The sequence below is a fragment of the Aeromonas sp. R7-1 genome, from assembly GCF_040908115.1.
Lineage (GTDB): Bacteria > Pseudomonadota > Gammaproteobacteria > Enterobacterales > Aeromonadaceae > Aeromonas > Aeromonas caviae.
In genome coordinates this window covers 1-12475 of the sequence record NZ_JBFODD010000008.1, presented here as the reverse complement: position 1 = coordinate 12475, position 12475 = coordinate 1, and the positions used below count along the sequence as shown (strand labels likewise).

The window sequence follows — 12475 nt, the reverse complement described above, 5'->3', positions numbered from 1 at the left end:
GTCCAACCGGATGGCTCACATGGATGTGCAACTGCTCCTGCTCTACCTCTCGCCCCTCTTTCTGGTTTTCATCGGCTGGGAGATGCTCTACCTCCGAAAACACGGCGCCGCCTATCCCACGGCGGGCTACCAGTGGAAGGATCTCTTCGCCAATGCCACCTTGGCACTGATGCATCAGGGGGGCGATGCCCTGGCCGCCATTGCCATCGCCTATCTCTATGACACCCTCTGGGGCTGGCGACTATTCGATATCGAGCTGAACCTGTGGAGCCTCTTGCTGCTCTTTCTGTTGCAGGATCTCTGCTACTGGCTGTTCCACTTCGCGAGCCACCATGTGCGCTGGCTCTGGGCCTCCCACGTGGTGCACCACAGCTCGGAGCGGCTCAACCTCTCCACCGCCTTTCGCCAGAGCCTGATGTATCCGGTCTCCGGCATGTGGCTGTTCTGGATCCCCATGATCCTCATCGGCTTCCCCCCCGAGGCGGTGGTGGCCACCGTGCTCTTGAGCCTGGGTTTTCAGTTCTTCGTCCACACCCAGGTGGTGGGCAAGCTGGGCAAACTTGAATGGATCTTCAACACCCCGTCCCACCACAGGGTGCACCACGCCAGCAACGCCAGATACATCGATCGCAACTTCGCCGGCGTGCTCATCATCTGGGACCGGCTGTTTGGCACCTTCGTGGAAGAAGACTTGGGCGAGCCGTGCCGTTTCGGCATCACCAAGCCAATTCACAGCTTCAACCCCCTCACCCTCACCTTCCACGAGTGGCGCGACATGCTGCAAGAGGCCCGGGGCCTCCCCTGGCGGCAAAAGCTCGCCGTGCTGTTTGGCAAACCGGCGGGCCCCACCAGCGGTTGACCCACCGACCAGAATAAAAAAAGAGCGCCCAGGGGCGCTCTTTTTCATGACAGGGACAACCCCCGGGTCAGACGTGAACAAAGGACCAGACGGCGGGGATCAGGCTCAGCAGCGTCACCCCGGCCAGCAGCCGTTCGCGCCCGCTGAGCCGCTGTTCGGCGCCGAGCTGGCGACGGCTGTAGAGAAACAGCAGCAGACCCGGCCCGTAGAGCAGAAGCGACAGCAGCAGGTACTCCACCCCGGCGGCGTAGAGCAGCCAGAAACCATAACCGCTCGACACCAGCGCCACCACCCGCATCAGGCCGCGGCCCTGCCCACCCTTGCCACTGAAGACCAGCTTGAGCAGGAAGAGGCCGATGAGCAGGTAGGGCACCAGGATCATGGAGGTGGAGATGAGCAGCAGGTTAGTGTACCCCTTGCCAAGCAACCACACCAGCAGCAAGCAGCCCTGCACGGTCAGGCTGGTGAGCCAGAGCGAGGCGATGGGGGTGCCGTTGCGGTTCTCGCGCCGGAAGATGGCCGGGAAGGCCCCGTGACGCGCCGCGCTGAACGGCACCTCGGCCGAGAAGAGGGTCCAGCTCACGTAGGAGGCGAGCACCGACACGATGAGGCCGGCGCTGATGAGCAGCTTGCCCCAGGAACCCGTCATCTGGGCCATCAATCCCGCCATGGAGGGGTTGGGCAGGGCCGCAAGCTCCGGGCGGCTCAATATTCCGAGCGCCAGCACCGAAATGAGCACATAGAGCAGCAGCGCCAGCACCACGCCGAGCACGGTGGCGGTGCCCACGTCCCGCTTGTTTCTCGCCCGGGCCGAGAGCACCGCTGCCCCTTCGATGCCGGTGAAGACCCAGAGGGTGATGAGCATGGTGTTGCGCACCTGCTCGGAGACCGGTACCGCCAGGGTGCTACCCTCCTGATCCGCCGCAAAGGTGACCGGATCGAACCAGTAGCAGGCGAACAGGATGAACAGCAGCAGCGGCAGGCTCTTGGCCAGGGTCGCCACTAGGTTGAACAGGGCCGCCTGCTGTACGCCGCGGGCCACCAGCAGGTGCACCGCCCAGAGGATGCAGGACTCGCCGACAAAAGCTGCCAATGTGTTGCCCTCGCCAAACCAGACCCGCTCCGGCGTGTCGACGAAGCTGCCCAGCGCCGCGAAGGCGATCACCAGATACCCCACCACGCCGATGGTGGCACAGAGCCAGTATCCCCAGGCGGAGAAGAACCCCACCAGCTCGCCAAAGCCGGCTCGGGCATAGCTGTAGATGCCGCCGTCGAGCTCGGGTTTGAGCCGCGACAGGTAAAGGAAGCTCATGGCCAGCGCCAGTATGCCGACCCCAGTGACGGCCCAGCCGATCAGCACGGCGCGGGCGCCCGCCACATCGGCCATGTTCTGGGGCAGGCTGAAGATGCCGGCCCCCACCATGGAGCTGAACACCAGCGCAGTGAGGGACCAGAGCCCGATCTTGCTCTCTTTCATGGGCGCTCCTTAACGCAGCCGGCTGGCCAGCGCCTCGATGTGTTCCGGACCGATGCCGCAGCAGCCGCCGATGAGGTTTGCCCCGGCTCTGCGCCAGCGCTCGGCCCAGCCGAGGTAATCCAGCGGCCCCAGATCGCCGCGGATCTCGTCCAGACCGTCATTGGCAGTCGCCTCCTTGGGCTGGGGCGGGAAGGCGTTGGCATAGGCGCCGAGGCGAACGTCGGTGCGCCCCTGAACCTGCAACGCGGCGACGGCCACCTTGAGCGCCCCTTCAATCACCTCGGGCTGGCAGCAGTTGAACAGGATGGCATCCACCCCGGCCGACGCCAACGCGGTCACGGCATCCGCCACCCGCTCGCCGGAGCGCAGGGTGGGCTCGCTGCCCGGCGCCTCGTCTTCCAGAGTAAAGGAGACCCAGAACGGCTTGCCGTCCTCGGGCAGCAGGGCCTTGAGGGCCAGGGGCTCGGCGATGAGGCTCATGGTCTCCGCCAGCCAGAGATCCACATGGGGTGACAGGGCACGGATAAGCGGTGTCGCCAGCTCGCTCACCCGCTCGGCCTGATAGAGGTCCGCACGATAGGAGCCAAAGAGCGGCGGCAAGGAGCCGGCCACCTTGACGGCTCCCCCCTGTTCGTCGGCCACGCCTCGGGCCAGTTGCCCGGCCAGGGCCGCAAGTGCCTCCCCTTGGGCGGCAAAGCGTGCCTCGCCGATATGGAAGGGCACCAGGGCATAGCTGTTGGTGGTGATCACCCGGGCACCGCTCGTCGCATAGGCCTGGTGCACCTCGCGCACCGTCTCGGGCGCTTCCATCAACGCCAGCGCCGACCACTCCGGTTGACGGAACGGCGCACCACGCCGCGCCAGTTCACGGCCCATACCGCCATCGAGTACCCACAAATCCTGCTTGTCCATCTCTGTCTCTCTGCGTCTCCCCGCCATGACGGGTGTTTATTGTGTGAAACCACATTAAGCCATCAAAACATCTAGACGGCTAGAAATCCCAAATATCATGACCCAAAGTAGAACAAGAGGCAATCGGGGGCTACGAACAAATCCGGGCAAGCTCAGGATGATGGCGGCAAAGGGAGGTCTCCCCGGCACAGGTATCACCTGGCCAGGCACTGAAACGACAAGAGGCCACCCCGGGGGGTGACCTCTTGTGAAACAGGGGATCAAGGCGGGCATAGCCGCCGATAACCAGGGGGCTCAGCGCCCGGCCAGCACCCGCTTGGTCTGCTTGACCCAGTCGGAGACCCGGCCCTGCTGGGGATAGCCCTGCCAGATCTGCTCCCACTGGGCGGGGCTGAGCGGGCGGCCCAATCGGCGCTGCACCCCGGCATAGAGATAGTCGTGGGCCGTGGTGCGTGCCTGGGCCGAGGTGAGGAACTTGGCAACAGGGTCAGTGAGACGCACGTCCCGCATGCCGAGCAGCGGATAGTCGCTGTGCACCGCCGCCAGCATGGTCTCGCGCATGGCGGATTCGATGTAACCCCGGGCAAACAGGGCGGTGACCGATTCAAGCGACCCTTGATCCGGGCCGTGATACTCCTCGTCGAACACCGGGCTGGGCTCTGCCACGGCGCTTTGCACCACCGCATCGGGATCCTGCTGCGGGACCACCACCACAGGCTGGGGAGCGACGGGTTTGGCAGGCGTCACTGGCTTGCGCGGTGCGCTCTGGCTGCAGGCACCCAGTGCCAGGGCGAGCGCCACACAGGCCAGCGCACGGGAATGAGTCTTCATCTTCATGATTGCTAACGAACTCCTTTAGGATTCCTGAGCGGGCTTCTCATTGCTCGCAGGTTCTACCCGGGTGACCAGCAACTGGTCAATCTTGTAACTGTCGATGTCCACCACTTCGAACTTGTAACCGGCATATTTGACCGAGTCGGTGCGCTTGGGGATCTTGCGCAGCATGTACATGATGAAACCGGCGATGGTCTCGTAGTTCTGGTTTTCCGGGAACTCCTCGATGTCGAAGGCGCGCATCACGTCGGAGATGGGGGTCACCCCGTCCACCAGCCAGGAGTTCTCGTCCCGCTGGACGATCTGCTCTTCCACCACGTGGGTGGCCCACTCCCCCATGACGGTGCTCATCAGGTCGTTCATGGTGACGATGCCCACCACCAGGGCGTATTCGTTCATCACCACCGCAAAATCGCCGCGATGGTTCTTGAAGTACTCCATCGCCTCGTAGAGGTTGAGGGTGTCGGGAATGATGATGACGTTCTGCACCAGGGAGCCGCTGTTGAGATCGATGCTCTGGCCGCTGATGACGCGGATCAGCAGCTCCTTGGCATCCACGAACCCCTTGATGCTGTCGAGGTTGTGGTCGCACACCAGGAACTTGTTGTGGGGGTGCTCGGCGATCTTCGCCTTGATGCTCTCCTCCCCCTCTTGCAGGGTGAAGTAGATGAGGCTCTCCCGCGCCGTCATGGCGGAAGTGACACCCAGAGACTGGAGCTCGAACACGTTCTCGATGAGCTGGTGCTCCTCGCGCTGGATGACGCCGGCTTCGGCACCTGCATCCATCACCGCATAAATATCGTCGGAGGTGATCTCGTCGTTGCGCACCATGGAGATGCGCATCAGCCGGAACAGGCCGTTGGCCATGCCGTTGAACAGCCACACCAGCGGCATCAGCAAGGTGACGCACAGCATCATGGGACGCACCACCACCACGGCGATCCGCTCGGGCATGGTCATGGCAAGGCGTTTGGGCATCAGGTCCGCTATCAGGATGAACATGCCGGTGACGAAGACGAACGAGGCCGCAGAGCTAATCTGGCCGAGCCAGGGCCCCTGGTAAAAGCCGGCTATCAGCTCCCTGATGGCCGGATTGAGGGCGGATTCCCCCAGGATACCGCCGAGGATGGCGACGGTATTGAGGCCTATCTGCACCACGGTAAAGAAGTTGCCCGGCTGGGCCTGCAATGCCAGCACCTTCTCGGCGTGGCGGTTGCCCTCGTCGGCCATCACCTGCAACTTGATCTTGCGGGAGGCGGCAAGGGAGATCTCGGAGAGTGAGAAGAACACGCTGCCGGCGACCAGCAGCGTCAGAAAGAACAAACTATCGGCAAAACTCATGATTAACCTATTGCTACAGCCGCCTTAGCACAAGACGGCAAACTGGGCCCGGGAAACCGGACCGTGACTCCATCCGGGACTCACACAGGGGCCATATTCTAGCAGAAAAGCGCCTGCTGGGTGGCGTTATCTTGAACTGCCGTGCCATGCAATGAAAAAGGCGCTCAAAGCGCCTTTTTATTCAATCAGGGCTGGATTCCCGTCCTGCAGCCGCGACGGGAGCTCCACCCAAGGCGCCCCATCAGCCCTTGCCCAGCAGATCGCTCAGGTCATCGGCCTTGGTGTGACGCACATCCTTGCCCTTGACGTAGTAGACGATGTACTCGCAGATGTGCTGGCAGCGATCACCGACCCGCTCGATGGCCCGCGCCGCCCAGAGCACGTTGAGCACCTGCGGTATAGTGCGCGGATCTTCCATCATGTAGGTCATCAGCTCGCGGATGATGGACTCGTACTCCCGATCCACCTTGTCATCTTCCTTGTAGACCGCCAGGGCTGCATCCAGATCCATGCGGGCGAAGGCGTCCAGCACGTCGTGGAGCATCTTGATGGTGCGACGCCCCATGTTCTCCAGCGACACCAGCGGTGGCTGGGGCTTGTTGGCGTTGTCGGTCAGCATGCGGGCAATCTTGTCCGCCACGTCGCCAATCCGCTCCAGATCCGTGATGGTCTTGATGATGGCCATCACCAGCCGCAGGTCGGACGCGGTGGGCTGACGCTTGGCGATGATGCGGGTGCACTCCTCGTCGATCGCCACCTCCATCGCGTTGACCTTGTGGTCGTTGGCCACGATCTTGCGCGCCGCATCCAGATCCTGGCCATGGATGGCGGCGATGGCGTCGGTGAGTTGCTTCTCCACCAGCCCCCCCATCACCAGTACCTGGTTGCGCACGCTCTCAAGCTCGGCATTGAACTGACCGGAGATGTGTTTGTTGAGGTTCATATTGTCCATACCAGTAATCCTTGTTGCTCCGATTATGCCTTAGCCGTTGAACTGACTGCCAATCTGTTTGTTGATGCTCATCTTGCTCATCTTGCTCATCTCAATCACCGGCATCCCTTAGCCGTAACGACCGGTAATGTAGTCTTCGGTCTTCTTCTTGGCCGGGGTGGTGAAGATGGTGTTGGTATTCGAGTACTCGATGAGTTCCCCCATGTACATGAACGCGGTCTGATCCGAGACCCGCGCCGCCTGCTGCATGTTGTGGGTCACGATCACCACGGTGAACTGGCTCTTGAGCTCGTTGATGAGCTCCTCGATGGTGAGGGTGGAGATGGGATCCAGCGCCGAGGTCGGTTCATCGAGCAGCAGCACTTCCGGCTCGATGGCGATGGCACGGGCAATCACCAGACGCTGCTGCTGACCGCCGGAGAGACCGAAGGCGTTGTCATGCAGACGATCCTTCACCTCCTCCCACAGGGCGGCACCGCGCAGGGAACGCTCGGCGGCCTCGTCCAGAGTACGGCGGTCGTTGATGCCCTGCAGGCGCAGGCCGTAGACCACGTTCTCGTAGATGGACTTGGGGAAGGGGTTGGGGCGCTGGAACACCATGCCCACCTGACGGCGAAGGGCGGAGACATCCACGCTCTTGTCATAGATGTTGTGGCCGTGCAGCTGGATCTCCCCCTCGATGCGGCAGATCTCCACCAGATCGTTCATCCGGTTGATGCAGCGCAGCAAAGTGGACTTGCCGCAACCGGACGGGCCGATGAAGGCGGTGACCTGACCCTTGGGGATCTTCATGTTGACGTTGAACAGCGCCTGCTTGTTGCCGTAGTACAGGTTGAGATCCTTCACCTCCAGCGCAGTCTGCTCCGGGGTCAGGTTGAGCAGGTCGGTGGCGGTGTGCGGGGCCGAACTCGGTGTTACGTTGATCATCTGTTTACCTCAAATTCTCTTGGTGGCAGCGGGCAAACGTCTTGCCCGCTGCCGGAATATCTGGTTGGCAGGGAAGGTCCCTGCCCGTCTCTGTAATGGCTGGATTAATGTTCCAGCGACCGGAATTTCTCGCGCAGGTGGTTACGAATACCGATCGCCGTCAGGTTGAGGCCGACGATCACCGTCACCAGCAGGAAGGAGGTGGCGTAGACCAGAGGACGCGCCGCCTCGACGTTCGGGCTCTGGAAGCCCACGTCATAGATGTGGAAGCCCAGGTGCATGAACTTGCGCTCCACGTGCAGGTACGGGAAGTTGCCGTCCATCGGCAACGTGGGAGCAAGCTTCACCACCCCCACCAGCATTAGCGGCGCCACCTCGCCCGCCGCACGGGCAATCGCCAGGATAAGGCCGGTCATGATGGCCGGGCTGGCCATGGGCAGCACGATGCGCCAGAGGGTCTCGGCCTGGGTAGCACCCAGCGCCAGCGAACCCTGGCGAATGGTGCTCGGGATCCGGGCCAGCCCCTCTTCGGTGGAGACGATCACCACCGGCAGGGTCAGGATGGCCAGGGTCAGGGCTGACCAGATGACTCCGGGGGAACCGAAGGTCGGACTCGGCAGCGCTTCCGGATAGAAGAGGCGGTCGATGCTGCCCCCCAGGGTGTAGACGAAGAAGCCCAGACCAAACACGCCGTAGACGATGGAGGGCACCCCCGCCAGGTTGATCACCGCGATACGGATGATCTTGGTCAGGCTGTTCTTGCCTGCGTACTCGTGCAGGTAGACCGCCGCCACCACCCCGAGCGGGGTCACGATGATGGCCATCAGGATCACCATGAAGACGGTGCCGAAGATGGCCGGGAAAACGCCGCCCTCGGTGTTCGCCTCCCGGGGGTCATCGGAGACGAACTTGCCTATCTGGTGGAACCAGTGACCCACCTTGGCCATCAGGCTCATGTCGTTGGGCCAGACCACATCCAGCACCCGGGACATGGGCATGGTCACCAGCTCGCCGCGCATGTCCTTGACGGTGATGCTGTCTCTGTCCGCCTGGGTACGCAGGGAGAAGAGCTCTTTCTCCAGCACCTGATAACGGTCGTTGAGCGCCTGACGCTCGCTCGCCAGCTCGGCTTTAAGCTGATCGGTCAACTTGTCATCCAGCTCGGCCTTGCGCTCTTTCAGGCGCAGGCGCTCCAGCTGATAGTTGATGCTGCCGATGGCCCCTTTTTGCAGGTCGTTGGCTTGGCTTGAGAGGCCGTTGGCACGGGCCAGCACCCGCTGCAAGGCGGGATGCAGATCCGTGGTCAGCTCCTGGCCATCTTCCTTCACCGAGGTGATGTAACCATAGAAGTTTCCGTTGGTGGCGCGTTCCACCATGGCGAGCTCCGCCGGCTGGGCGCGCGATTTGATATCGGTCTCCAGCACCCAGCGAAAATCGAGGTCCACGAACTCCCGGTTGCCGGTCTTGACCAGATAACGGGTAATCTCTTCGCGATCCTCCCCTTCCAGCGCCTGGCCTGCGGCGCGCAGGCGCTCCACCGGCACCAGCTCCCGGTCGTTAATCTCGCCAATCAGGACGCTCTTGTTGCCGCTTGCATCTTCAAGTTGCCACTCATAGATGGGATGGGGCCAGAAATAGACCAGACCACGCCAGCCAATCAGCAACAACAGACCCAGTACGGCCACCAGACTCAGGCTGACGGCGCCCCCCGTCATCCAGATCCAGGGGGCCCCCGATTTAAACCACTTACCCATTGTCGATTCCTTAGTCCTTACAGAGAGCTGTACTTTTCACGCAACCGCTGGCGGACGAATTCGGCCAGGGTATTGAACAAGAAGGTGAACACAAACAGCACGAAGGCGGCGAGGAAGAGCACCCGGTAGTGGGAGCTGCCCACTTCCGATTCCGGCATCTCCACCGCGATGTTCGCCGCCAGGGTCCGCAGCCCCTGGAACATGGAAAAGTCCATGATGGGGGTGTTGCCGGTGGCCATCAGCACGATCATGGTCTCGCCCACGGCGCGGCCAAGGCCCATCATCACCGCCGAGAAGATGCCCGGGCTCGCGGTGAGGATCACCACCCGGCTCAGGGTCTGCCACGGGGTCGCCCCCAGCGCAAGCGAGCCCTGGGTCAGGTGCTTGGGCACCGAGAAGACCGCGTCTTCGGCGATGGAGAAGATGGTGGGGATGACCGCAAAGCCCATGGCGATACCGACCACCAGGGAGTTGCGCTGGTCAAACTTGATGCCCATGTCGTGGGTCAGCCAGATGCGCGAATCACCGTGCATGAAGGCGTTCTCGATGATGGGGCTAAAGGCGAAGGCGCCCCAACCGATGAACAGCAGCACAGGGATAAGCAGGATGGCGTGCCAGCCTTCCGGCAGCCAGGTGCGGCCGCGCTCCGGCAGATAGTTCCACACCAGGGCGGTGAGCAGCATGCCCATGGGTAGCAGGATCAGCAGCAGGATCACCCCGGGCAGGGCCCCTTCGATGATGGGCGCGAGCCACAGACCCGCCAGGAAGCCGAGGATGACGGTTGGCAGCGCCGCCATGATCTCCACCGTCGGCTTGACGTATTTGCGCAGCCCCGCCGACATGAAGTAGGCGGTATAGATGGCACCGGCGACACCCAGGGGCACAGCGAACACCATGGCATAGAAGGAGGCTTTCAGGGTACCGAACACCAGGGGCACCAGGCTCAGCTTGGCTTCGAAGTCGTTGCTGGCGGAGGTGGACTGCCACACGTACTGGGGCTCGGGATAGCCTTCATACCACACCTGTTGCCAGAGGGCAGACCAGGTTACCTCGGGGTGATCGTTCTCGACGTCAAAGACCTTGAAGTCATCCCCATGCTGGGTCAACAGCAGGTTGTGGCGAGGAGAGATGGCAACGGCAGCCAGGTTGCCCCCGTCAATCTTCTCGCCAAGCAGCTTGGCTTCGCCGGTGGCATGGAAGAAGTTGATGGTGCCGTCGCTGCCTGCGCTGATGAAGCCCTTGCGAAAGTGCTCGGGGGTCAGCAGGGCGACCGGCGCGTCACTCTTGAAGTCACGGATCTGGGTGAACTGGCGCTTGCCATCCTTTGCCACCTCGAACCACTGGGAGATGACGCCGTTATCGTTGCCCACCAGCAGGGAAGACGCACCGGAGAGCAGGGCCACCTGGGTCACGCTGGCATTGGGGGCGTTGATCTCCATGACATTGCGCAGGGAAATGTCGCTCAGGTTGTGGATGTCATAGACCGACAGGCGGTTGCCCTCGCGCACGAACAACAGGCGCAGGTTCGGGGTCAGCAGCATCTGGTCAACATGGCGTGGCAGGGACGGAATGGTGTAGGTCTGGTTGCTCCACTCGATTTCGCCGGAGAGGAAATTCTCCTCGCCGCTCATCACCATCAGCACACCACGACCATCTTCGGTCACAGCCGCGGTCGCCATCTTGTCCTTGGTCGCCTCAAAGACCATGCGCGTCAGCGCCTTGCCCTGGGGATCGATCACCACGGGGGTCTCGCCGAAGGGATATTGCAGGCTGGGCTCGATGACGCGCACGTCATTGGGATAGGAGATCTTGAAATAGGGTTGCACCACCTGGGCCTTGCCGTCGGCAAACCCATAGGCGATGAGTTTCTGGCCCGGCGCAGGCGGCGCGACCGCCGTGATCTCGCCGTTCACCTGCGCCTCGCCAATCACCTGTCCGGTCTTGATCTTGCCATCCGGTTGCACGGCAAAGAATTTGACCTTCCCCAGGTCGCTGAAGCGGTAACCTATCTCGTTTTGCTCCTCGACCCCGAGCCAGGCGGTCTTGCCCTTGATGGGCAGGGTGAAGGAAGCGGTGCTCTCCATGCTGGCGCCATTGAAGATGGGCTTCACCACATAAAGCAGGTAGAAGAAGATAAGCAACAGCGCCACCAGCACCAGGGCTCCCCCTGTGGTGACGCCATATTTGGCCAATTTATCCTTGATCCGGCGTTTTCGACTGCCCGCCATGACCAGATTTAACGATTCCGATGACATGCAAGACCTCAATGTGAGCTAGGCTTGGCGGCATTATATGGCGGATGCATGACAGTTTTGTTACATCAACAGCGGCAAAGAGCACGGGCTTCATCGGGGGGGGTGGCAGTTGGTATTCGGGGGGAAGCAGGCCGCCGGTCTGGCAGTGAAATAAAAGCAAACGGGGCCATCAGGCCCCGCTGTCATCTTGAGGAAGCGCCTCTTTCGCGGCGAGTCTGGCCGCCTTCTTCTCGGCGCGGCGCCGCTTGAAGAAATCCGACAGCTGGGCCGAGCAGGCGTCGGCGAGCACCTCCCCCGTCAGTGCCACCTGGTGGTTGTGGCGGGGATCCAGCAGGATGTCGAACACAGACCCTGCCGCCCCCGTCTTCAAATCCCGGGCACCATAGACCACCCGCTTGACCCGGCTGTGGATGAGGGCGCCGGCACACATGCAGCAGGGCTCCAGCGTCACATAGAGGGTGGTGTCGAGCAGGCGATAGTTTTCAAGCTGCTTGCCCGCTTCCCGAAGCGCCATCACCTCGGCATGGGCGCAGGCGTCGTGCTCGCTGATGGAACGATTCCACCCCTCTGCCACTATCTTGTCCCCCAGCACCAGCACGGCGCCCACCGGGATCTCGCCTATCCCCTCTGCCCTGGCTGCCAGGGCCATGGCATGGCGCATCCAGCGTTCGTCCTCCTCGCGCTGGCTGATCTGTGCTGCAACTTCAGATGGTTTCACGCCCTGATCCTCTCGTCGATATGATGTCGGCTTGCCTGGCCCCTGCACGGCATCGGCCGCGCACTCCCGGATTGCTGCGTCCCGGCCCTGGGCACACCGGGCCCCTTCCCCCTCGCGCTAGCCGGTAGCCCACGGCAGAAGATGCTGTCAATGAAAGAGAGGCCAAAGGCCCCGGCGACATCGGAACGCCCCGAGTTGGGTGTTCGCCACCCAGTGCCCGCCTATGGGGGGGGCGATTATGCCAAAACTCCGGCCAGGGCCCAAGTTGCATCTTGGCTGAACAATAAAGAAGCAGTCGGCATCTCCCTGATAAAAAAGGAGTTGCGCCCGCCAAATCATCCGATTAGACTTCCTCCCCGTCAGCCGAGCTGACTCCGTCGGTGTGTAGCGCAGCCAGGTAGCGCATCTGCATGGGGTGTAGAGGGTCGGAGGTTCGAATCCTCTCA

General features: G+C 62.2%; 10 protein-coding genes. 1 reads left to right on the top strand and 9 read right to left on the bottom strand.

Annotation, left to right across the window (positions count from 1 at the left end; genetic code table 11):
- The first annotated feature begins 19 nt into the window (after nucleotides 1-19).
- The gene (locus AB5Y51_RS00845) at nucleotides 20-859 is read left to right on the top strand and encodes a sterol desaturase family protein (protein WP_039040283.1); all 840 of its coding nucleotides are present in this window, start codon (nucleotides 20-22) and stop codon (nucleotides 857-859) included.
- A gap of 67 nt (nucleotides 860-926) precedes the next feature.
- Here the strand turns inward: AB5Y51_RS00845 and AB5Y51_RS00840 are convergent, their stop codons facing one another.
- The 9 genes from AB5Y51_RS00840 to tadA form a co-directional block, all read right to left on the bottom strand.
- Entirely contained in the window at nucleotides 927-2336 is a 1410-nt protein-coding gene (locus AB5Y51_RS00840) for a basic amino acid/polyamine antiporter (RefSeq protein WP_042864109.1), read from the bottom strand.
- Between the two features lie 9 nt (nucleotides 2337-2345).
- Entirely contained in the window at nucleotides 2346-3248 is a 903-nt protein-coding gene (locus tag AB5Y51_RS00835; protein ID WP_151027347.1) for a homocysteine S-methyltransferase family protein, read from the bottom strand.
- A 294-nt stretch (nucleotides 3249-3542) separates the two neighbouring features.
- Nucleotides 3543-4085, bottom strand: a complete 543-nt coding sequence (locus AB5Y51_RS00830; protein WP_323890770.1) for a hypothetical protein — start codon at nucleotides 4083-4085, stop codon at nucleotides 3543-3545.
- An 18-nt stretch (nucleotides 4086-4103) separates the two neighbouring features.
- Complete coding sequence (locus AB5Y51_RS00825; protein WP_182936093.1) at nucleotides 4104-5423, bottom strand: hemolysin family protein; 1320 nt, start codon at nucleotides 5421-5423, stop codon at nucleotides 4104-4106.
- A gap of 241 nt (nucleotides 5424-5664) precedes the next feature.
- On the bottom strand, nucleotides 5665-6375 hold the full coding sequence (gene phoU, locus AB5Y51_RS00820; RefSeq protein ID WP_029314752.1) for a phosphate signaling complex protein PhoU: 711 nt from the start codon (nucleotides 6373-6375) through the stop codon (nucleotides 5665-5667).
- Nucleotides 6376-6483: 108 nt separating this feature from the next.
- Complete coding sequence (pstB, locus tag AB5Y51_RS00815) at nucleotides 6484-7302, bottom strand: phosphate ABC transporter ATP-binding protein PstB (protein ID WP_010675264.1); 819 nt, start codon at nucleotides 7300-7302, stop codon at nucleotides 6484-6486.
- A 104-nt stretch (nucleotides 7303-7406) separates the two neighbouring features.
- Entirely contained in the window at nucleotides 7407-9056 is a 1650-nt protein-coding gene (pstA, locus tag AB5Y51_RS00810) for a phosphate ABC transporter permease PstA (RefSeq protein ID WP_045524164.1), read from the bottom strand.
- Nucleotides 9057-9073: 17 nt separating this feature from the next.
- A complete protein-coding gene (locus AB5Y51_RS00805) occupies nucleotides 9074-11311 on the bottom strand; it encodes an ABC transporter permease subunit (RefSeq protein ID WP_368177895.1) in 2238 nt (745 codons plus the stop codon).
- A gap of 169 nt (nucleotides 11312-11480) precedes the next feature.
- Nucleotides 11481-12029, bottom strand: a complete 549-nt coding sequence (gene tadA, locus AB5Y51_RS00800; RefSeq protein ID WP_080768115.1) for a tRNA adenosine(34) deaminase TadA — start codon at nucleotides 12027-12029, stop codon at nucleotides 11481-11483.
- Between the last annotated feature and the right edge of the window lie 446 nt (nucleotides 12030-12475).